Here is a 23,044-nt window from a genome sequence, read left to right as displayed (position 1 = left end):
ACCTGCGAAAGAGTTAATCATTAAATTTATCTAAAGCATATTCCCAACTCTGCCTAAGCAGCGAAAGGTCTTTACAATTATAAAGATACGGCGATCCCCATTCATTCAACAACACTAAACGAATAGTATTGTTTTTTACTTTTTTGTCAGATTTCATGGCCTCCAAAAGTTCTTCGATATTTACGGAAAGCGACGAAATTTGTTTTTTATACAACGATAGAAAAGGAGAAAAACGTGCATCGCTTACCGGATGTCCCAACTCTTGCGACAAATGAGAGGCCGCAATCATCCCCACAAAAACGGCTTCGCCATGGGTAACCTCCCCATACCCTGACACCTTCTCGAGAGCGTGACCAAAAGTATGACCAAAATTCAAATACGCTCTTTTTCCGGCCTCATGGGCGTCTTCTTCTACAATGTCAGATTTAATTCGGGCACTTTCTTCAACAACTTGAACCCATCGCTGCCTGGGGGTTAACGGTTGATGAATCAGCTCTTCCATCTCATTAAAAAGTTCCGGATTCCGAATGGCAGCATATTTCAATATTTCTGCCATTCCAGTAATCCACTCTTTTTGTTCGAGTGTTTCCAAAAATGCGATATCCGAAAATACGGCATGCGGCTGATAAAAACTACCAATCAAATTTTTACCCGTGCTGTGATTAACGCCTGTCTTGCCGCCAATAGAACTATCCACCATCGCCAAAAGTGTAGTCGGCATGTGGATAAGTGGAACACCCCGAAGCACTGTTGCTGCAACGAATCCCGCTAAGTCACCCGTTACCCCGCCTCCTACAGCTAAAATCGGTGTTGATCGTTCTATGCCTGTTTCCAATATCTCATTAACAAGATTGTCCCATACCCGAACTGATTTCGAAGATTCTCCCTCCGGAATTTCAATAAAATGAATACTTCTGAAATCCTGAACCAACTTTTCTACCCTATCCCGATGCAAACGGTTAACATTCTCATCAATGAGAACAAAAATGTTACTTCGATTGTAATGTGCTTCGCAATATGCTTTAAAGGATTCAGTTAACTGCTGCCCAATAGTAATTTGATATTGTTGTTGCAGCGAAATGTGCACATCAATAATATTCGACATGATTTTTAATCTTTTTCAATAGCATTTCTACAATTTCTTCAACGCTCTGCTGTCCATCATTTTCCACTTTGATTACCGCTTGCTGATACAGAGTGAGTCGTTCTTCATACAATGCGGTCAATTCATTTTTTAGCTGTTTTTTACTCTTGGGATTTCCCTGCTCATCTAAAAGAAGTGGACGGTTTTCGTCCTGCGAGATGCGGTCTAAAATAACAGAAATCGGTGTCTCTATAAAAACAAGCAATCCATTTAATTTAACGTGGTCGAGCATGTGCTGATTTTGCAAACTCCCTCCCCCAAGCGATACTACACCCTCGAAATTCCGGATCACTTCCAGTAATGCACGTCGCTCAGCTGTCCGAAAAGTCGATTCACCGGACTCCTCAAACAACTTGGGAATGGATTGTCCAACTTGTTCTTCGATTTTTTCATCCAAATCTAAAAAAGCCAAATCTAATTGCCGCGCTAATGACTTACCGATTACCGATTTACCAGCGCCCATAAATCCACTAAGAAAAATACGTTTCGGTAAATTAGAAATCATTGTTATGCATTTTGGGGTTTCATCGGGGGTACCATTTCTACTTGTTCACGTTCCACAACTACTGCTCCCGGTGCGGCCCCTTTCGGCTTACGGACATACTTAACTTTAGTGTACATTACGGGAGCCGATTTCATGCCTCGAGCCTTCGAAAAATAAGCTGCATAGCTTGCCGCTTTCAACAAAACTTGCTGCGGGGGAAAATCCTTCCGGTTGCCCATGCGGATAACAACATGTGAGCCGCCCACACCACGAGCGTGAAGCCAAATATCCTCTTTATGGGCGTGACTGGTTAACTGATCATTACTTTTTGCACTTTTTCCAATCCATATTTCAAATTTCCCCTCCTTGAATTTACGAAATGGCGAAGTAGCCTGCTTATCATCTCCACTGCCAAAACCAAAATCCTCAAGCTGCCTCTTATGATCCTTAATCCAGCTGTTGAGATCTGGTAAGTGTTCTATTGCCTCGAGTTCACCTAACAGCTTATTCACTTGTTCAAGTTCCTCCTTTACCTTGGGCAAACGCTGCTTGGCATTCTGATATGATTTCTTGGCATCTTTGGACTTCTCGTAATAATACTCAGCATTATCGGAGATTGATTTCTCTTTTTTCAGCGGGATCGTAATCTCTTCGTTGCCTTCATAGAAATCCTCAATGGTAATTTCAGTAGTCCCCTCGTTAACCGTCTCGTGAGCATGCGCCATCAACAGATGCCCATATTTCTCATATTGTTCAGCTCGCTCTAAACTTTTATCAGCCTGTTGCAGCTGGGCAATCAAACTTTCTTTTTGGGATTTACTTCGCTCTAAAAACTGCAAAATATCCTCTTTTTTTTCATGCAGCCTACGCAGATGCACGGCATTTTTATAGGCAAACGCCACGCAATCATTCACTTCTTCACACTCTTTTTCACTGACAATATCCAGCCATTCTTTCGACCACAAGCAAAAATCACCGGTCTTTAGCACCCGGGGATTGGGATCATCAAGCAATGCCCGTGTAACTTTATTAGTAAACTTCTTTACTTCATCGGGTTCCATATCTGCCACATTATGCTCATCAATCAAATACGGTAACAAATTTCGTGGCAGCAGTGGATTTACTTCCGTCATCTGATTTTTGGCCGATCGGCGTGGGCTTACCTCATCCAAAAAAATGGGTGCTTCGGGCTTAGGAGGTTTTTGTCCTTTTACTTCTTCTGGATTCTTAAACGCATCAACAATCACATCATTCTCAACCAAAAACACATTGGGATTTCCACTAAAAAGCTTAAAAAGCAACTGCTGTCCGGTCTCAAAATAAATTGTTACCAAGCGATCTTTTTCAGCCAATGTCATATTGGTAATCTGTTTACCCTCAAGCGGATCAAAAAAATCAATGACATTACTTTTTTTGGGGGGACGATAAAAATCCAAAAATAGGGCTGTCTCTTTAGGGTTGGCACTAAATATCAGTCGCGAAGTTTCATCATCCCTGTCAATATATATATGGAGCACATCTTTGTGGGGGGAAATTGCAAAACTAAAAAATGCATCCTGGATTTTTTCTTTTATCTCACGGTTTAAATATATTAGCGTGTAAAAGTTATTCATGCTTTAAAGAGACGTTCTGAAATACAAATTTTGAACTTAATAGGTTGAACGAATGACATATCCGATATTCAACTCTGTAGTAAACCGGATAGAAAGTGACTTAAATAAGAGAGACTTTACTATCAATACCTTTCGCACTTGGAATGAAGATAGAATAAATGCGACGGGACTGGAAATAGAATTTGATCTCAAACCCAAATCCGATTTCCTAAAAGCACTATCGATTAATTTTGATTGGGATCGGTTTCGTGAAACGGTGTTGGCCAAGGAGTTAAAAGGAATGGAAGAACATCCCTTTTTACAGGAAGACAACATGGTTAGCACTAACATTTCACCGGCCATTGATATCGAAATCACTTGGCTGTTTAATGAAAAGGCCCCTCATTCTACGCTGGCGGCCCATAATGGTCACCATCGGTTAGAAGATGCCAGCCAATGGATGGAGCAAATCAGTAAGGAGGTTAACGAATTGCTGTCCGATGACGATATTATTACACGCTGGCACATTGAAGTTGAGGGTTCTGAAAGTGGAAAATATTTGTCAGCAGTTAACCTGATATCCTACTTTCAATATACCTTTGAAGATATGAACAGCCTTAATGATGTGCATGATTTTGTGAGTCGATGCCTGCAAGAACTGCTTGTTAAAGCAAACCGCGTGTTGCGAATTGCAGATCAAACCCTGGAATCTCAGGCCGCATAAGATTTATCGGGATAGAATCACTATAAAAAAAGCCCTCAGAATAATCTGAAGGCTTTTTTAGCCTTATAGATAATCGACACTATTTCTTCTTGTGTCGATTTTTACGTAACCGTTTTTTTCGCTTATGCTTAGCAATTTTTGATCGTTTTCTTTTCTTTCCGCTTGGCATAATAACCACCTCAATTTTTAAAATTCGTCGATACCACAGGCATCCGATAATTGTAATAACCAATTAAGTTACGGATATCTCTAAAATAAAACCCAAAAATTTGGGCTCAAAAAAAAAAACTATTCTATTCTCCCTCGTCCTCCATAACCGACTCATTCACAGCCTCTTTGAAATCTTTCGACATTTTTAACACCGGCACATATTGCTCCGGCACTATCACTTCCTCATTGGTCTTGGGATTTCGAGCAACCCGTTGAGCACGTTTTACGACTTTAAATGTCCCAAATCCTCTCAACTCAATATGTTCTCCACGCTTCATTGCATCTATCACTGTTTCCATAAAACCGTTAACAACAGCCTCAGTTTCAACTTTTGTAAGTCCTGTTGAAGATGCAATTACGTCTACAATGTCTGCTTTAGTCATAGAGCCTCACCCATTTTTCTAATCACTATTAACCGTTGTTCCTTCGAAATATAAGTACTTTAATCAATTAAGACGATTGCACTTACCTATATCATTTTAACGTTTTTTAATGGTTTGTCATAGTAGATTATCAATTAAACTTAAAAAATTCGAAAATCTTTTTATACCTTCCGCTTGATTGTTTCTCAAAAATAACCCAAGAACATTTATTAACACATGGAGACATTTGATCAAATTATAAGCTGGCTTGTAGATCTTATCTGGAATACCCCCGAAGCCATGCCCGCCATGGTCGTCATCTTGTTGGCCTTCGGAATTTACATTACCGTACGTTTGGGCTTTATACAAATTCGGAGATTTGGCCATGGTTTAAAAGTTGTAACGGGCTTTTATGATGACCCTGAGGACGAGGGTGATATTAACCACTTCCAAGCACTTACCACGGCTTTGTCGGCAACAGTGGGGATCGGTAATATTGCAGGTGTAGCCCTTGCCATACACTACGGCGGTCCGGGTGCTTTATTCTGGATGTGGGTAACAGCTTTATTTGGAATGGCTATCAAATATACCGAGGTAACGTTAGCTCAAGAGTATCGCGGAACTAATCCCGATGGCAGTGTCTCCGGAGGGCCCATGTATTATATAGAAAGAGGGCTTGGAGAAAACTGGAAATGGCTGGCTGTCGCATTTGCCATTTCAGCTGCCATTTGTGCTTTCCTTACCGGTAATGCGGTGCAGGCTAATACCGTTGCCGATGTGATGAAAACAGACTTTCAAATCCCAGTTTGGATTACCGGTCTTATCACTGCCAGTTTAGTTGCTGCTGTTGTTCTTGGCGGTATTAAGCGTATTGGAAAAGTAACATCGCGTCTGGTTCCATTTATGGGTATTCTTTATGTATTGGGCGCCCTGATAATTCTTTTGATTAATTATGAAGACGTTATTCCATCCTTTGTGGCTATCGTCAGTAATGCTTTTAACCCAACAGCCGGTGCATTGGGGGTCGGTTCCGGTGCCCTGATCTTTACATTGAGCTACGGTGTTCAGCGGGGATTATTCTCAAACGAGGCGGGACAGGGATCCGCTCCTATTGCTCACTCAGCAGCCAAAACCGACCAACCAGTTCGCGAAGGGGTTGTTGCACTACTTGAACCTTTTATCGATACGCTTATCATCTGTACCATGACCGGACTGGTAATTATTTCTACCGGTGCTTGGGACATGCATCATAAATCTTCTGTTGATCCTACAGCAGATATCGTTTCCTATACGTACACTCAAACATCTGGTGGCACAGGACAAGCAGGAGATGCTCCTGTACTTTATTTTGAAAATGGACTTCCTACCAACGGTGAAATGACACATTACGAAGCACCCGTTGATACAATGTTTTCTGATGTATCATACAACACCCCTTTTAACGGTCGTATTGAATTGGCCCCCCGACAAAATGAAGACGGGTACCGTGGTGTAACTGTCTACTCCTCTGATGGCACCCAGTTAAATAATCTTTATGGTGGAGTAGTACAAAACGGTGCTCCGCTAACCTCAGCAGCTTTTGAACGAGGATTAGCCCCTATTATTCCAGGTGGTGGATATCTGGTAACATTTGCAGTACTACTGTTTGCTATCTCGACCTCCATTAGCTGGAGCTACTATGGTGATCGCGCCGCTCAATACCTGTTCGGCTTTGAATCTATTTTCTGGTATCGTTTGGCCTTTGTAGGTATGCACTTTTTTGGTGCCGTGGTTACGCTCACAACAATATGGGCGTTCGGTGATGTAATGCTGGGGCTGATGGCTTTCTTTAACATTATTGCGCTATTTGCATTGTCCGGTGTTGCTTACAAAATCACCAAGAAATACTTTGAAAATCCAGATGTATAATCACAATCATTATGTCTGATTTTGAAAATGTCACGCTTATAAAACATCCCGTAGTCAACAGAGATCTAACGATACTGCGGGATGTCAATACAAATATTTCTGAATTTAGGTCAGCCATAAAGCGTATTGCTATGATTCTGGCTTATCATGCGCTTAAGGAGTTACCGCAAACCACTTTTGAGGTCGAAACACCGATCAAGAAAACAACCGGATACGATATCGATCAAGGGGTAATGGTGGTTCCGATATTACGTGCCGGCCTTAGCCTTTCTGATGCTCTGCTTCAGTTTATTCCCGATGCGCGGGTTGGACATTTAGGCATGGAACGAAACGAGACGACTCATGAGCCGGAAGACTACTATTCCAATATTCCAAACGGCGTTGAAGATGATATGGTTTTGGTTGTTGATCCAATGCTGGCCACCGGGGGCAGTGCCCACGATGCACTTTCTTTTTTAGAAGACAAAGGAGCACAACATTTACGGTTTGTATCGTTAATTTGTGCACCCGAGGGCTTGCAAAAAATGGAAGAAGAACATCCCAATGTGCATACCATAACCGCAGCCATCGACGACCACTTAAATGAAGATGCATTTATTGTCCCCGGATTAGGTGATGCAGGTGACCGCTATTTTGGAACAACATAAAAAGCTTATTTCGCTTTGCATATGCGTGCTGATTATGGTAGGCATTTCTTCTTGTGGCGATCTATCACAAGAAGAATCCCAAAAGGTTGACGAAGCGTTAAAAGATTCGCTTACCTCTTCCACTGAAACTTGGGATGTAGATATGGAAATTATGGAAGACGGTTTAAAAAAAGTCCGCCTTTGGGGTTCATATGCAGCAACTTATTCATCCAATAATACAAACGAAACCCGTATTAAAGGCCCGGTTACCGTCCACGTTTTTGATTCGCTGGGAGCAGTAAAGACAAAGGTATTTTCTGACCGAGCAATATATAAACCAGAAGATGCCATCTTTGAACTCTTTGGGAATGTACAGGTAGAAACCAGAGATAATCGCTATCTTGACTCCGAATATCTCAAATGGAATCAATCCAACAATAATATCAGTACACCCAAATTTGTCATTATTAAAACCCCGACTGACAGCATTGCCGGTACCGGCTTTGAAGGTGATACCGACTTAGTAGACTATACTATAAAAGAACCAAAGGGACGCGTAATTGTTAATTAAATGGACCCGAAAAACATCCAGAAACTATATACAATATTTATCCTGCTACTTGCCTGTTTAGCAGTTCTGCTGGCTGGATGGAATCAAGAGGCACTGGCTCAAAATCAGGTTAATATCTTGGAGGCTGATAGTATTCAAGGCGGGCAATACCAAGACGAACGCGTGCAAAAGATTCTGGGGAATGTACATCTGCAAAGCCAAAATATGGAGATGTACTGCGACAGCGCCTATCAGTTTGTAAATAGAGATGAAATACGCGCTTTTGGTAACATTCAAATCAATACAGACGAAGAAAAAATTTGGGCGGACACGCTCAGATATTACACCAATATCGATTTTAGTCAACTGCGTGGACGCGTTATCATTGAAGCGGACAGCACTACCCTCTTTGGGAATAGCGTTGATTATCGATTTACAACCAAAGTGGCCAACTTTCTCAATGAGATTCGCCTCGAAGATCAGCGAGGAACCCTGGTAGCAGACTCTGGCTTTTACTACCGCGAAGCCGATAGTGCAAAGTTTTACGGCAAGGTACAGCTTTCTGATTCTCTTCAGTACCTCGAAGGAGATTCTCTTTTCAGCAATCGAGAAACAAAATATTACGAACTCTACGGCGATATTTTTGGGGATGATCGTGAGAACGACTCCATGATTAAAGGCCAATACCTTGAAGCCGATTCTACCGGTCGTCGACTCCTTGAAGGCAACGCCTGGCTCAAAAGTTTCAAACAGGATACCGCCGACACTGCCCAAGCTGATACGACACATATCAGAGCCAAAACCATTTTGTCTAAAGAGCAACGCACTCTTATCGATACCACAACCATAGTGTTTGGTTATGACAGCGTTCGCATCTGGTCTCCTTCTTTTTCATCCGTTTCAGATACTTCAAAATATTCCGACAGCACGGATACGTTTGAGCTATGGTCGAATGCAAAATCATGGCATAAACAAGTGCAGCTAACCGGACCTTACATCAGAGCAAAAATTACTAATGGCGATATTGATAGCTTAATTTCTCATCCTCGTCCCTTTTCAGTACAGCAAGACACAAGTATAGATCGCTTAAACCAAATTACAGGTGATACTCTCCATGCGGATTTTATGGAAGGAGCACTGCATGAAATTTATGTATTTGGCAATTCTAAACTTCTGAGATTTACAAAAAACGACCAAGACCAACCCGACGGTGCTGTAGATTTATCTGCTCCGAATATCCGCATCTTTTTTAAAGAGGGAGAATTGTCGAGAATGAAAGCCATTGGGGCCGTTAACGGATCGTATCTACCGGAAAGCGAAAAGACCAAAGCCCGCCGCCTCGAAGGGTTCAGCTGGAATCCGGAACAACGACCACAACAACCAAAAGAAAAAATGGAGCAGCGCTTTCCAGCAATCCGCGAGGAACTCTTTTTTGCATTACCAGCTCGATATATTCAACATTTGGAAGCCAATCATCCCAACAGCAAGTGGTTAAAAAAAGAAAACGCTGATTAATCCTGCAATGAAAATCAGGACACTTCAAAAGTATCCTGATTTTTCAGTGATTTATACCTCCTGCATCTCCATTGTTTTTTCCATAACACGCTGTTGAATATCATGAGGCACCTGATCGTAATGAGAAAATTCCCGACTGTATCGAGCGCTACCCTGGGTTATGGATTTTAAGCGTGTAGCGTAGTGATCCAACTCCTCGAGTGGAACCTGAGCTTTAATTTTCTGGATAGATCCCTCAGAATCCATGCCCAGAATCTGTCCGCGCCGCGTGCTAATATCACTCATTACATCCCCCATATAATCGGCAGGAACGTTAACCTCAATCGTGTAGACCGGCTCCATTAACTTTGGTTTAGCATCCATAAATCCCTGTTTGAAAGCCATAAGTCCCGCTGTACGGAACGCCGCATCGTTGGAGTCGACCGAATGCATATCACCATCATATACCGAAATGCGCAGATCCCGAACGCGACAGTCGCTAAGCGGACCATTTTCCATCTTCTCCATGATTCCTTTCAGGATTGCCGGCATAAAGCGATTATCGATAACGCCACCCACAATGCAGTTTCTAAAGATTAGCTTGCCCCCCCACTCCAGATCAATTTCCTGTGTATCACGTACTTTCAGATCATCATGCTCGGGCATATTGTCGGTAAGCGGCTCTATTAACAATGATACAGCAGCATATTGCCCCGCTCCACCCGATTGTTTCTTATGTTTATATTCCGTTCTTACTGACTTTGTAATGGTCTCGCGATACGGAATTTTAGGCTGAACATATTCCAGATTCAGGTTAAATCGTGTTTCAAGTGCATATTTGATAACAGCCAAGTGCTCCTCACCCTGTCCGTGGACAATCACCTGCTTTAGCTCCTGACTGTGCTCAATCTGCATGGATGGATCTTCGCGCTGCAACTGATGCAACGCATTTCCCAGCTTATCTTCATCACCTTCCTGTTTTAATTTTATAGCGGTACGAATTACCGGATCGGGAAAATGAATCGGCTCAATTTCGACTTCACCGCCTTTAGGATGCAGCGTATCATTCACACCGGTATTTTTCAGTTTCACGGCAGCTGCCAAATCACCCGTGGGTACACGATCTGCTTCTTTACGTTTGTGACCATTCACCCAATAGAGTCCAGACAGTCGTACCCCACTGCCCGTTTTATGATTAACAAGATCTTGTCCCGGCTGAACGGTACCACCATATGATTTAAAATAGAGCATATCTCCCACATGCGATTCCGAGCTGTTTTTCCAGACAAACAATAGTGGATCGCCATTAGTCGTCAAAGCAACATCTTCTCCATCTACCGATTTTGGTGGATTTGCCTCCAGTGGATTGGGAGCCACATTGCCCAAAAATCCCATTACACGACCGGTACCCATATTGCGCTTGGCACAACAGCAAAAGAGCGGGAAAATATCCCTGTTCAATAAAGATTTTTGCAGGCCTTCTCGCATCTGGCTTTCCGTGAGTTCTCCCTGTTCGAGGTATAAATCCAGCAACGTTTCATCATTTTCGGCCACTGCTTCAACAAGTTCATTATGCAATAAATCAGCCTGCGCTTTATGCGAATCCGGAATGGGCAATTTATCTGGTTTGCCGCCATCTTCGGGAAATTCGTACATCGTCATTTTCAAAACATCAATAATAGCATGAAAATCTTCGCCCTCACTATAGGGATATTGAACCACAACCACCCCGCGACCAAAACGCTCCTTGGCCATATCTACCGTTCTTTGAAAATCAGAATATTCGTTATCCGGTTTATTGACAATAATAAGCGACGGAATATTGTATCGATCCGTGTACTTCCAGTGCAGCTCGGTTCCAACCTCCACCCCGTATTCTGCATTGAGAGAAAAAATAGCCGTATCAGCCACGCGAAGCGCCCCTACCACCTCTCCGATATAATCAGCTGTGCCCGGCGTATCGATGAGATTAATCTTACTGCCTCTCCAATCAAGGTTCAACAGGCTGGAAAATACCGACTTTCCTTTTTCGTGCTCAATTTCATGATAATCCGACGAGGTATTCTTTTCTTCTATGGAACCCCGTCGGTTCTTACTTCCCGATTCGAACAGCATCGTTTCTGCCAAGGTCGTTTTTCCCGAACCGGCATGTCCCAATAGTACAACATTTCTAATTTTTGATGGCTTATAAACATTCATAGGCTACCTCCGTTTTTTGGAATGAGGGGAAACACCAAAGTAATCTGTCAATATACAATGGCAGCAGTCATTTGTAGGAAAGCTGATATGTAACAGAGCCTTTTCAACCATTGTTTACTCCGGTGCGTTGCGTTGTCTTTCAACAAGTAAGGCAAAAAAAGATTTGAACTCAATACTTTGCGGTAAATTTGGTAACATTAATCGCAAATAAATTTAAACCTTTACCATTCATGAAAAATATTTTACTAATACAGACGGGCGGTACTATTGCCATGGATACCAGCGCTGGTCAAAAACCGACCCTGAATCCCCAGAAGTGGACTGAGTTGATGTATCAGTCCATTCCGGAGCTTTCAAAAATTGCGGATATAAAAATGGAACGACTCTTTTTCGAGGACAGCTCCGACATCAACAAAAAACACTGGGCGAAATTAGCAGCATTTATCCACCACAGGTATGAAGATTATGACGGTTTTGTAGTTCTGCACGGCACCGATACCATGGCTTATACGGCATCTGCATTATCATTTGCTTTACAGGGATTGGACAAACCCATTATTCTAACCGGCAGCCAAGTGCCCATGAGTAATATCCGCAGCGATGCACGCCGCAACCTGATTAATGCTATTGAGATAGCAACCATGCCGTTGCCCGAAGTGGCCATCTGTTTCAACGATTTTGTATACCGCGGCAATCGGGCTACTAAAATGAGTATCGGTGATTTTGATGCCTTTGCGTCCCCCAATTACCCGCCTTTGGCAGAAATCGGAATCAATATTGATATCCGTAAACATGTGCATACTCCTTCAAATTCACTGGATGTCTCTACCAACTTTTCTGATCAGGCTTTTCTGCTAAAAATATATCCAAACTTAAATCCCGATTTTTTAAATCAAATTAACTTTAGGGATACGCGCTCCCTCATTATCGAAGCGTTTGGAAGCGGCAACTTTCCCATCCACGGTAGGGAAAGCCTGCTACCCTTTTTTGAACAATGCCTGCGTAACGATATTCTTCTAATTATTACCTCCCAAGCTGCCTATGATGCGGTGGAGCTTAACAATTACGAAAGCGGACGCAAAGCACTTGAGCTGGGAGCCCTCAGCGCAAAAGATATGACGACCGAAGCAACGCTCACAAAAATAATGTATCTTCTTGCCAAGCATGAGGATAATGCTGCTGTAGCCGAGCAATTTAATAAGAATTTAGTTGGAGAAATGACGGAGTAATTATGTTTTTTGTTTTTGATGTTGAGACCATCCCCGATTTTGAATTTGTACGTAAGGTCATTGAAAATCCCGAGAGCAATGACGATGAATTACTTATACAGGCCAGTGAAGAGTTAGCACGCAACTCATCCGGATTTCTACCGCCTATGTATCATAAAATGATCTCTTGGGTCGGATTGTGGATCGAAAATAATGGTATGCCAAAAAAGAAAGTGGGCTGGCACGGCACTGATGAAGAAGAGGGACTAAAAAAACTATTTGACGCTCTGAGCACCTACAAGGATTTTGGCTTGGTACATCATAACGGTCGTGGTTTTGACCTCCCTCTACTCACCTATCGTGCATTAAAGCACGGGTTACAGATGCCCAAGCGCCTCAACCATTACGATATCAAATATCGATACAGCAACGACAATGTTGATCTCCTTGATGAGTTCAGTAATTATGGGGCAAGTTCATGGCCAAAACTCAAACATTTGGGCTACCTGATAGACATCCCCTTTAAACAGACCGGCGAAGGGAATGAGGTGCTCAAAATGTTTCGGGAGGATAAACTGGCTGAAATCGAGCATTATTGCTACGAGGATGTGATGGCGACCTACGTAGTTTGGCTCCATCTCAAATTCACCGTCGGCGATATTGACAAAGAACTGTTTGACAATCTCAACGACCGGGCGATGAGTAAGCTTAAAGAAATTCAAAACGGTGATTAGTCATTTACGATATCTCATCACAAAAAAATAACTCGATCCGCAATATTGCAACGGATCGAGTTTAAAAAAACTGAACGTATTTTTTTCAGTACTCATCACTTAGTACGAATGGCTATATCTTCGTTCCATCTTCGATGACCTCCCCCTTGGGTACAATCACAATGCCATCAACCACATGGTAGTGTTCGTATTCCCCATCTTCGAGATGGTCACCGCCGGCAATGCGTACATCATCTCCGATTTTAACATTTTTGTCGACAATGGCATTACTGATAAAACAGCGTTGCCCAATGCCCATGGGGGGATTTTCGTCGCTACTTTGCTCAATTTCTTCCTGAGACTGGAAGAAATCATTCCCCATGATGATGGAGTGCTCTATCGTGGTCCCCTTTCCTATTCGTGATCGAATACCAATGACGGATCGTTCAATGCGGCTGGCTTCAATCAAGCAGCCCTCAGCCAGTACCGAATGATCAAAGGTTGTTCCAGACAATTTGGAGGCCGGAAGCATCCGGGCATGGGTATAGATAAAATCCTCATTGTCATAAAGGTTAAACTTGGGTAGATCATCAGTAAGTGCCAGGTTCGCTTCAAAGAAAGATTTTATCGTCCCGATATCTGTCCAGTAACCATCAAACTCATAGCTTTGTACCTGATAATCTTCTTTGATAGCCTCGGGGATGATCTCTTTTCCGAAATCTGTGGCATCTTCATATTCATCAAACAAGTCGTTAAGGATCTCCTTTTTAAAGATGTATATCCCCATCGATGCCAAATATTCCCTTCCCTCATTTTTAAACTTTTCAGGGGTTTCTGACTTCCATTGGTCCAGCTCATCAAATTCCGGCTTTTCAACAAAGTCTTCAATAAATCCATTTTTATTCGTCTTCATAATTCCAAAACCGGTAGCATCTTCGGCAACAACCGGAATGGTACCAATGGTAATATCAGCATTATTATCTTCATGCTTTTTCATCATCTTGCGATAATCCATTTGGTAAAGTTGATCCCCGGATAAAATCAACACATGCTCGTGGCTGTGGTTTTCCATGTGATGGATGGACTGCCGCACTGCATCGGCCGTGCCCTGATACCAGTTTTTGCTGTCAGGGGTTTGCTCAGCAGCCAAAATATCGACGAAACCTCTGCTAAACACATCAAAATTGTATGAATTTTTGATATGTCTGTTTAGCGAAGCAGAGTTAAACTGGGTAAGCACGTAGATACGTCGAACACCAGAATTAATACAGTTTGAAATAGGTATATCCACTAACCGATACTTCCCGGCTACCGGAACGGCCGGCTTCGACCGCATTTTCGTTAGTGGAAATAATCGAGTCCCTTGTCCACCGCCTAATATAACCGCAATTACTTTTCTACGCATATGTAAATATAGTTTTCTATAAATTGACTATTGTTTAATCAGCTCGGTATACATTTTAATATATTCTTTGGCCGAGGCATTCCAAGAAAAATCCAGATTCATAATTCTCTTACGAATACCTGCCATTTTCCGTCCATCTTCAAAAAGATTGATCGCTCGTTGCACCGCATCGTGGGCTGCATGAAAGGTAAAATCGTTAAATGTAAATCCATAACCATCATCCTTACCAATATCGACCACCGTATCTTTCAGTCCACCGACATTGCGCACAATTGGTACCGTACCATAACGCATACAATACATTTGATTCAACCCACATGGCTCAACGCGCGAAGGCATAATCATAAAATCACTGCCGGCATAAATCTGATGCGCCAACGGTTCGTTATAATCCAACGTAGCATCAAAATAACCAACGAACCGATCACTCATAGACTCAAACTGATGATGAAGCTCTCGATCACCGGTGCCCAGTACGATGAAATTCACCGATTGCTCAGACTCCAAAAAAGAACGAAAAAGATCCGGCAGCAAATCGGCTCCCTTTTCATGAACCAAGCGTCCAATAAAGGATATGGTGGGATACTGTGGATCCAAACCAAATTTTTCGCAAAGTACTTTCTTATTTTTTCGTTTACCAGCCGCCGTTTTGCGCTTGTTAAACGAATGAGCAATCATCGGATCGTTGTCGGGATCCCAAACATTAGTATCGACCCCGTTAATAATACCGCGTGACTTCTGTTGTTCGTCTTGGAACAGCCATTCCAAGCCGTTACTGTTATAGGAAAGCTCTTTCATATATGACTCTGAAACAGTGGTAATCTGCCAGCAGGTTTTAAGTCCGGCAGCAAGACAATTTAATTTACCGTCCCAGTCAAGTAGGCCAAAGTTATACTCATCAAAATTAGGCAACAGGTGAGCCTTACCCCGATCGTAAGCGCCATGATATTCTGCATTATGCACGGTTAATGCTGTGGGAATATGTTTCAGGTCATTATAACGATAGCACTGAGTAAGCATAAATGGTACCAGCCCGGTATGGTGATCGTGGCAATGCAGCAGATCGGGCTTCTGCTTCATCCCATTTATCCAATCCAACACTGCAATTTGGAAGCTGGCAAAACGCTCAAAGTCATCCCAATAACTGTTGCCAGTATCAGCATCGGTATAAATGCCGGGACGATCGAACCGTCCGGGAATATCAACCAGGTACAGGGGAAAACCCAATGTATCTTTGGACTCTCGTTCGATGGTAAATTCAAACTGCCAATCGCCTAACGGTGCAGAGCCCTGCAATACCGTCTCAAAACTGTGATTGGCCATCCATCCATTGGCATACTTGGGCATCACTACAGAAGCCTCAGCCAATTCTTTATTCAGATACTTGGGCAATGCTCCGACGACATCTGCCAACCCTCCAACTTTTGCAACCGGATAACATTCCGCACTAAGATGGAAAACTTTCATATATGTAACCCTTTAAAATGTGATTCGTATTAGCATTGCCTTATTGGAAGCACTCATTTATTCTTGTTGAAAGAATCAAAACTTTAGGCGTCAATCAAAATCTTTCTTTATAAGTAACTTTGTCCTACTTTCAGTAAAAAATAATCATCAAATCCATTTATGGCAGTAATTGAAGTAAATAATATTTCGAAATCGTTTGGGGATACCCGAGCTGTTGATAATGTAAGCTTTGAAATTCCCAAAGGCCGCATATTTGGGTTATTGGGTCCCAATGGAGCTGGCAAAACAACAGCAATTCGTATTATCAATCACATTCTTATTGCCGACAGCGGTACGGTAACGATTAACGGTTATCCCGTGAGCTCAAAAACACAGAGCATGATCGGCTATATGCCAGAAGAGCGCGGACTGTATAAAAAGATGAAGGTGGGTGAACAACTTATTTACCTGGCACAGCTCAAAGGGTTATCCCACGACGAAGCCAAAAAGAAAACCCGCTACTGGCTGGATCGTTTTGAGGCCATCGACTGGTTTGACAAAGAAGTCGGTGAGCTTTCAAAAGGAATGTCTCAGAAAGTTCAATTTATTGCGACCATTGCCCATGATCCGGACATCTATATTTTTGATGAACCGTTTAGCGGTCTTGATCCTATCAACAGCGAAATGCTTAAAGAGATCGTCATTGAACTGCGCGATAATGGTAATACGATCCTTTTTTCAACGCACCGAATGGAACAGGTAGAGCAAATGTGTGATGACATCTGCCTATTCAATAAGGGCAAAGCGGTATTAAATGGTAATCTTCGTAAAATAAAGCAGCGATACGGAAAAAATACTATCAATATCGAGTTTGAGGGCGATGATTCGTTTCTGGATGAATTACAAGAGGTACGAATCAACAACCGCTCGGCGAACTATGCTGAAATTCGGGTACTCGATGGGCAATCCATGCAGGAAATCCTCAAAAAAGCCATAAACTATGCCCAAATTTATACCTTTGAACGTGTGGAACCCTCACTTACCGAAATTTTTATCTCCACTGTTGGCGAAGATAATATTAATCCAAAAGAATTAAGTTAATTACATGAGTTTGCGTCAAATTTTACTCGTACTCAAGCGGGAATACCTGACCCGCATCCGTTCAAAAGCTTTTATCCTTGCTACCATATTAATTCCTCTGGGGATGATCGCTTTTATTGGCATTATTGTTGGGATTGCTGCCTGGGATTCTGATGCCCCACAAAAAATTGGCATATCGGATCAAACAGAAGTCCTATATCCGCGACTGCAAGAAATGGCCCCTGACAGATATCAAAATTTATCTGATCTCACCGAAGACTCACTGCGCACCCTGGTCCAACAGGAAGAGATCGACGGCTTTATCGTTCTTAATGAATCGCATATTGAAGGTCAACAAAATCCTGAATTTGTATCCAGCGGCAGCGGCGGACTTAAACTGCAAAATACGCTGCGCACAGATTTACGCGAAGTGATTCGCAATGAGCGGCTGGCCCGCGCAAATGTATCCGAAGATGTGCAAAAGATTTATGAAAGTAGTATCACCATATCGACTACAAAGCTCACCGATACCGGGGAAGAAACTGAAGATGATACTGGATTTCTCACGATTGTCGGTATTTTTATGGGGATCATCATTTTTGGATCAATAACCGGCTATGGCGGATTAATTACTCGTAGCGTTATTGAGGAAAAAACCAACCGAATTATTGAAGTTATTGCCTCATCAGTAAAACCTATTGAACTTCTATACGGCAAACTGGCCGGTATCGGTGCTTTGGCCCTTACCCAAATGACCTTCTGGGTGGTTTCTCTGCTGGGCCTTGCCGCAGCAGCGGGTCCAATCGCCAGTATCTTCTTAACCGAACAGATGTCGAATATGCCCGAGGCAGCCCAAACAGCTCAGGCTTCGCAGGGTATTGATCCATCGGTGTTTACCATACCCACTATTGAAACTTCATTAATCATCTATTTTGCAATCTTTTTTATCCTTGGATATCTGCTTTATGCAGGTCTTTTTGCAGCCATAGGATCAGCCGTTGATTCTGAAGCTGACACCCAGCAGTATATGTTCCCCATTATGGTACCTATCATGATCGCCTATTTTATCATGTTTCAGACTATGGAAAATCCGGACGGAACATTATCCGTGGTTGGCTCACTAATCCCGTTTTGTACGCCTATCGTCATGATTACCCGTATTGCCATCACGGATGTCCCCTTCTGGCAGATTGGTTCTTCTATTCTGTTGATGATTGCTACTTTTAGTGGAATTATGTGGATGAGCGCTAAAATATACAGCGTAGGTATATTAAGCTATGGTAAAAGTGCTAACTGGAAAGAACTCATGAAATGGATTAAGCAGGGATAGCAAATTCTGGGAACCCCTCTCCGGATCTTATACACCATTAAAAAATGCCGCGACCATTCTCAGGCTAATGCCGGGGGGTTCCAATATTCCATCCAATCAAAGAATATCATTAATTTTCTGATATACCCGAGCGTCATATTCATCCTGCATATAATCTTTCAGGTACTGCCGGATTTCATTATTCATATTCCGCTCTAATCCCTTCAGCACCAAAAACCGAATACGGGGATCAGCTTCATCAAGTAAATTTTGCGCTAATGACAACCAATTATTAGCCGCATGGTCATGCTGAATTAAAATCTGCAGCGCCGCACTCCGGATATCAAAAGAGTATTGATTTTCCGTAAATAGGTTAGCCTGTTCTATGGCATCCGCAACCTGTCCAACGTTAGCAAGCTGCCGAATAGAAAAAATAGATCGATGACCCTCCGTATCCGACTGGACGACCGATTGTACAAATCCACTGAATGATTCCTCAGCCATCACAACAGTAAGCACTTCCGTAGCTTTTTTAAACATGGGCAGTTCATCAGACCGTTGAGCCACGGCCTGTACGGTATTCACAACCGTACTATTCTGGGGATAATTTTGCAGTGCCATTAATCCGGCCTCACGAATAACACGGTGATCGCTTTTTAGAGCGTCCAAAAAAACTTGCTCAGTACCGGAAGCACCGTCCGTAATGTCTGCCAGCGAAAGCAGCAGCCCCGCTTCCACTTCCGGCTCCAGATCCTGGTTCATAAAATCCTTAATTGCAAGCTGCAGATCAGGATTATCGCTATGATATCCCAGCTTACGGGCAGCTTTTGCACGGTCTGTCACCGTTTCACCATCGCGGAGGTCGTTGATCAAAAATGAAGACGGCTTAAACTCTTCGAGAGTCAGCGAAGGATGGTCCTGTGTATCTAATTTAAGCGTATTTATTGTCGGCTGAACCTGCAGCACAATAGAATCTTCCTTGCCGGTAAAGGTTACTTCTGAGGTATCTACTTTACCCGGATATATCGCATAGGCATTTATGGTCGTCAGCTCCCCAAAAAATCCATTGGTAGCTTTAAATTGCAGCTTAATTGTTCCTTCTGCTTCATTGAAATCATAGTACACTTCATAAGCTACAGAATCTCGTTGCGTAACAGAATCCTCAGCATCCAATGAAAATTGTGGTTTTTCAAATAACGGTTGTCCCTTATGGGCATACCAGAAATTTGCATACTGTTCCCAGCTGATTACTCCACCGAGATCCATCATCTGAGTTAGAGAATCCCGCATAAATGTTTTTATGGATTCATTTTGCCATTCTCCAATGCCTTTTTGCCAGCTATTCCATCGTTCCGGACCAAACTGTTGGTATAATGAGTTTGAAAATCCTTGTGGTTGATTACTTGTATTTAGCGTAGTGTTATCTGACATTAACTCCTGAAAAAGGAGTGTCTGACTCAGCGTTATGGCATCGGCCTGGCTCCACTGTCGCTCGCGTTGATGGATGCCAAACCACTGACCAATGATGCCCCGCATTAATTGGGTATCCCAATCTCCCCTATTCTTATATAAAAAAACCGTAGAGGCTCCCCACGATTTGGTCTCTCCGCTGTGATCGCCTAACACCACAACCTGCAACTGACTGAAGGGATAATCGCGCTGTAATGCTTCCTCTACGGATTCTAAATAATTGTATGCATTCTGCAGTACGGTTTGCTGATCAATTTCATTGGCAAGCGATTTTTCAACAACCAAATTAATTTTCTTTTCGCCGTAACTCGTTGATTGACTTTCAAAATCACCCATGGCAAAGGCCAAACTGGAAGCCGGAATTTCTTGCTGTGATGCAAACGTATAACGAACAGCTTCAACCGAAAGCACTTCCTCGTCCACTTTTTCACCGGTCGCCCAAACGCTCACCCCTGATGGCACCGATATATTGAAAGTGGTTTGGAGTGTTACCTGCGGATGATCAACGATAGGGATCCAGTGACGTTGTGCCCTTGGCAGTTGAGAACTCCAAATAGTTTCGTGTTGGTTTTGCAGGACTCCAAACTGGGGACGTCCGGAATAACGGATATTGACTTCGTACTGCGATCCTGCTACCGTAGAGTCATCCACAGGAATAAACAGGGAGTCATTTTGTAGTGAGAAATCAACAGCTTCTCCATCTACCGACACATTACTGACATCCAGATGCGATGCATAAAGCGTTAATGTATCCGCCCCACTGATATTGGCCTCAACTTGGTAGGTAGCTTCCCCATCAATGCGCATATTTTGAGGTTGTACCCCCAAATTCAGATTTACCGAAATGAAATCATAATCAAGTTTTGGATACGGTTCGTGATCAAAAGATTGAGCCTGTACTGAGCTAATACCCGTACCTATCAAAATGGTGAGAGAAACGATTATTGCCGTAACAGAAAAAGAATTATTACGATTTATGGACATGAGCAAGATCAAAATTGGATGTTAAAAAGTCACTTCTAAATACTTGGCAGCTATTACCTAACGCAGGAATATAAGGAGTCTTATACTTTCCGATAAATCTAAGTGAAGCTTTTTTTAATTGTTCCCAAAAATGTAAATGATTGGGCTCGCTTTTCTGTTGGTAAAAAGCAAAGAAAGTTCAACTTTAAAATATTATTACTTATGAGTGCAATGAAAGCAATGCAAGTATCAGAACCGGGTTCAGATTTTGAACTCGTTGAAAAAGATATTCCCACTCCTTCTGAAGATGAAGTGTTAATTAAAGTACAAGCTTGTGGCATTTGTCACAGTGATGCCTTTGTAAAAGATGGAACTATGCCGGGCATTGAATATCCGCGCGTACCGGGTCATGAAGTGATAGGTACCATTGAATCAGTTGGCAGCAACGTCTCCGAATGGGAAGAAGGTCAGCGCGTAGGCGTAGGCTGGCACGGCGGACATTGCCACGAATGTGAAGCCTGTCGTAAAGGTGATTTTATTAACTGCGAAAACGCTCAAATAACGGGACTTACTTTCGACGGCGGTTATGCCGAATATATGACGGCTCCTCAAAATGCACTGGCTGATGTACCCGAATCACTTGATTCTGCTGATGCGGCTCCCCTGTTGTGCGCCGGCATTACCACTTTTAACGCTCTGCGCAACAGTGATCTTAATCCCGGTGATTTGGTAGCCGTCCAAGGTATTGGTGGACTCGGTCACCTGGGCGTACAATATGCTCATAAGTTTGGATGCGAAGTCGTTGCCCTATCGCGCGGAACGGACAAACAGGAACTGGCTTATGGGCTCGGTGCCGATCATTTTATTGATACTGAAGCCAATGATGCCGCTGAAGAACTTCAAAAGTTGGGCGGAGCAAAAGTAATACTGGCAACAGCTCCTAACAGTGATGCCATTTCATCGGTTATTGACGGGCTCGGTACTGACGGTACGCTGATGATTGTCGCTGCCACCGGAGAACCGGTTGAAGTAAGTCCTTTTCAACTCATCATGGGACGTAAGTCTGTTCGCGGATGGCCCAGCGGCACGGCAAAAGACTCCGAAGATACGCTGGACTTTAGTGCGCTGACAGATATCACGCCGACTATTGAAACTTATCCACTTGAAGAAGCAAATGAAGCGTATGATCGAATGATCAATAATGAGGCGCGATTCCGAGTAGTTCTGGAAATGTGATAGCTATTATTAGTTAATTGCTAATAGGGTCGCAATGTTTTGCATTGCGACCTTTTTTATTAATTACTTTCAAAAACCTCTATTACCTCCGGCAATAATTCCCTGCTGCACGAAAACCCATTTCCTGATTTAATTGTTTCTTTGCCCTCCGTGTCACAAAATACTCCCCCCGACTCTTGTAGAATAGTTAGAAGTGGTGCCGCATCCCAAATATTCAAAATGGGATCAAACATCAGGTCGGCGCGTCCCGTTGCCACAAGCATGTGTCCGTATGCATCGCCCCAAGTACGATGAATGCGCGATTTTTCGATCAGAGCATCAAGCGCATCCCCATACCCAAACTTCGCTGCTGTATATACATCCGTGCTCATAAAACTGGCCTCGGACAGATTATCACAAGAACGCACGCTGCACGGTTCCCCATTCAGGCGCGCTCCCTTGTCCTTAGCCGCATCGCAAAGTTCATCAAGCGCCGGAGCATAAATGATACCAATCACTGGTTCGTCATCAACCATCACTCCAATCAGCGTCGTATACAGCGGCACCCCGTGGATAAATGACTTCGTTCCATCGATGGGATCCAAGATCCACTGCACGCTGCTATCGGGATTATGAACGTCATACTCCTCTCCCACGATGCCGTGCTCAGGAAAACGGGCTTGAATCTCCTCTCGTAAAATTGTTTCCGCCTCCCGGTCGGCAACCGTTACCGGAGAATCATCTGATTTGCGCTCTATATCAAATGACTTATTAAAATAATTGAGCGTATGATCGCCCCCTAACTTTGCTATTTCAACAGCCGCTTCGTGTACCATATCCAAGTCAAAATTCATGTGTACTTATAGTCTTAGTGTAGTTATTTTTGGCAGGTCAAATATAGGATTCTGAACTCAGGATTCAGAATCCAGAAGACTCAAATTT

19 protein-coding genes are annotated in these 23,044 nt (G+C 42.9%); 10 read left to right on the top strand and 9 right to left on the bottom strand.

Going from position 1 to position 23,044, the window contains the following annotated elements; all coding sequences use genetic code 11:
- Positions 1–13: 13 nt before the first annotated feature.
- Genes aroB through ACQ76V_RS01010 form a run of 3 tightly spaced genes read right to left on the bottom strand, consistent with a single transcriptional unit; the run spans position 14 to position 3,241 of the window.
- A complete protein-coding gene (aroB, locus tag ACQ76V_RS01020) occupies positions 14–1,105 on the bottom strand; it encodes a 3-dehydroquinate synthase (protein ID WP_440998602.1) in 1,092 nt (363 codons plus the stop codon).
- Positions 1,089–1,649: a shikimate kinase gene (locus ACQ76V_RS01015; protein WP_440998601.1), complete on the bottom strand. Its 561-nt coding sequence runs from the start codon at positions 1,647–1,649 to the stop codon at positions 1,089–1,091. The genes aroB and ACQ76V_RS01015 overlap by 17 nt, the downstream gene beginning before the upstream one ends.
- Before the next feature lie 2 nt (positions 1,650–1,651).
- Complete coding sequence (locus ACQ76V_RS01010) at positions 1,652–3,241, bottom strand: NFACT RNA binding domain-containing protein (protein ID WP_440998600.1); 1,590 nt, start codon at positions 3,239–3,241, stop codon at positions 1,652–1,654.
- Positions 3,242–3,293: 52 nt separating this feature from the next.
- On the opposite strand from ACQ76V_RS01010, the gene ACQ76V_RS01005 reads away from it, so the two are divergent.
- Positions 3,294–3,944, top strand: coding sequence for a hypothetical protein (locus ACQ76V_RS01005; RefSeq protein ID WP_440998599.1), 651 nt, complete (start codon positions 3,294–3,296; stop codon positions 3,942–3,944).
- Positions 3,945–4,237: 293 nt separating this feature from the next.
- Here ACQ76V_RS01005 and ACQ76V_RS01000 read toward each other — a convergent pair whose 3' ends face one another.
- Complete coding sequence (locus ACQ76V_RS01000) at positions 4,238–4,537, bottom strand: HU family DNA-binding protein (protein WP_095605016.1); 300 nt, start codon at positions 4,535–4,537, stop codon at positions 4,238–4,240.
- A 216-nt stretch (positions 4,538–4,753) separates the two neighbouring features.
- Here ACQ76V_RS01000 and ACQ76V_RS00995 point away from each other — a divergent pair, with 216 nt between their 5' ends.
- The 4 genes from ACQ76V_RS00995 to ACQ76V_RS00980 are packed head-to-tail and all read left to right on the top strand — an operon-like array spanning position 4,754 to position 9,115.
- Positions 4,754–6,424 (top strand): alanine/glycine:cation symporter family protein, encoded by a 1,671-nt coding sequence (locus tag ACQ76V_RS00995; protein ID WP_440998598.1) that lies wholly within the window; start codon positions 4,754–4,756, stop codon positions 6,422–6,424.
- A gap of 11 nt (positions 6,425–6,435) precedes the next feature.
- Positions 6,436–7,071 carry a uracil phosphoribosyltransferase gene (gene upp, locus ACQ76V_RS00990; protein ID WP_440998597.1) on the top strand — a complete coding sequence of 212 codons (636 nt, stop codon included), beginning with the start codon at positions 6,436–6,438 and terminating at the stop codon, positions 7,069–7,071.
- A complete protein-coding gene (lptC, locus tag ACQ76V_RS00985; RefSeq protein WP_440998596.1) occupies positions 7,058–7,621 on the top strand; it encodes an LPS export ABC transporter periplasmic protein LptC in 564 nt (187 codons plus the stop codon). Before upp ends, lptC begins: the two co-directional genes overlap by 14 nt.
- Positions 7,622–9,115, top strand: a complete 1,494-nt coding sequence (locus ACQ76V_RS00980) for an OstA-like protein (RefSeq protein ID WP_440998595.1) — start codon at positions 7,622–7,624, stop codon at positions 9,113–9,115.
- 51 nt (positions 9,116–9,166) lie between these two features.
- Here ACQ76V_RS00980 and ACQ76V_RS00975 read toward each other — a convergent pair whose 3' ends face one another.
- A complete protein-coding gene (locus ACQ76V_RS00975) occupies positions 9,167–11,293 on the bottom strand; it encodes an elongation factor G (protein WP_440998594.1) in 2,127 nt (708 codons plus the stop codon).
- A 230-nt stretch (positions 11,294–11,523) separates the two neighbouring features.
- On the opposite strand from ACQ76V_RS00975, the gene ACQ76V_RS00970 reads away from it, so the two are divergent.
- Together ACQ76V_RS00970 and ACQ76V_RS00965 are read left to right on the top strand one after the other, a co-directional pair.
- Positions 11,524–12,522: an asparaginase gene (locus ACQ76V_RS00970; RefSeq protein WP_440998593.1), complete on the top strand. Its 999-nt coding sequence runs from the start codon at positions 11,524–11,526 to the stop codon at positions 12,520–12,522.
- Between the two features lie 2 nt (positions 12,523–12,524).
- Positions 12,525–13,235, top strand: a complete 711-nt coding sequence (locus ACQ76V_RS00965) for a ribonuclease H-like domain-containing protein (protein WP_440998592.1) — start codon at positions 12,525–12,527, stop codon at positions 13,233–13,235.
- Between the two features lie 112 nt (positions 13,236–13,347).
- On the opposite strand, the gene ACQ76V_RS00960 is transcribed toward ACQ76V_RS00965, so the two are convergent.
- Positions 13,348–14,619, bottom strand: a complete 1,272-nt coding sequence (locus ACQ76V_RS00960) for a glucose-1-phosphate adenylyltransferase (protein ID WP_440998591.1) — start codon at positions 14,617–14,619, stop codon at positions 13,348–13,350.
- Between the two features lie 27 nt (positions 14,620–14,646).
- Positions 14,647–16,086 (bottom strand): glycogen synthase, encoded by a 1,440-nt coding sequence (locus ACQ76V_RS00955; RefSeq protein ID WP_440998590.1) that lies wholly within the window; start codon positions 16,084–16,086, stop codon positions 14,647–14,649.
- Positions 16,087–16,245: 159 nt separating this feature from the next.
- Here ACQ76V_RS00955 and ACQ76V_RS00950 point away from each other — a divergent pair, with 159 nt between their 5' ends.
- Positions 16,246–17,166 carry an ABC transporter ATP-binding protein gene (locus ACQ76V_RS00950; protein WP_440998589.1) on the top strand — a complete coding sequence of 307 codons (921 nt, stop codon included), beginning with the start codon at positions 16,246–16,248 and terminating at the stop codon, positions 17,164–17,166.
- 4 nt (positions 17,167–17,170) lie between these two features.
- The gene (locus tag ACQ76V_RS00945; RefSeq protein WP_440998588.1) at positions 17,171–18,475 is read left to right on the top strand and encodes an ABC transporter permease; all 1,305 of its coding nucleotides are present in this window, start codon (positions 17,171–17,173) and stop codon (positions 18,473–18,475) included.
- A gap of 96 nt (positions 18,476–18,571) precedes the next feature.
- Here ACQ76V_RS00945 and ACQ76V_RS00940 read toward each other — a convergent pair whose 3' ends face one another.
- Positions 18,572–20,908 carry a hypothetical protein gene (locus ACQ76V_RS00940; RefSeq protein ID WP_440998587.1) on the bottom strand — a complete coding sequence of 779 codons (2,337 nt, stop codon included), beginning with the start codon at positions 20,906–20,908 and terminating at the stop codon, positions 18,572–18,574.
- 210 nt (positions 20,909–21,118) lie between these two features.
- Between ACQ76V_RS00940 and ACQ76V_RS00935 the strand changes: the two genes are divergently transcribed.
- Entirely contained in the window at positions 21,119–22,123 is a 1,005-nt protein-coding gene (locus ACQ76V_RS00935; RefSeq protein ID WP_440999017.1) for an alcohol dehydrogenase, read from the top strand.
- Positions 22,124–22,182: 59 nt separating this feature from the next.
- Here the strand turns inward: ACQ76V_RS00935 and ACQ76V_RS00930 are convergent, their stop codons facing one another.
- Positions 22,183–22,956 carry an inositol monophosphatase family protein gene (locus ACQ76V_RS00930; RefSeq protein ID WP_440998586.1) on the bottom strand — a complete coding sequence of 258 codons (774 nt, stop codon included), beginning with the start codon at positions 22,954–22,956 and terminating at the stop codon, positions 22,183–22,185.
- Between the last annotated feature and the right edge of the window lie 88 nt (positions 22,957–23,044).

The sequence above is a fragment of the Fodinibius sp. SL11 genome (genome assembly GCF_052060035.1).
GTDB lineage: Bacteria > Bacteroidota > Rhodothermia > Balneolales > Balneolaceae > Fodinibius.
The sequence above is the reverse complement of the archived record's forward strand: the minus strand, read 5'-3'. Positions and strand labels throughout refer to the sequence as shown.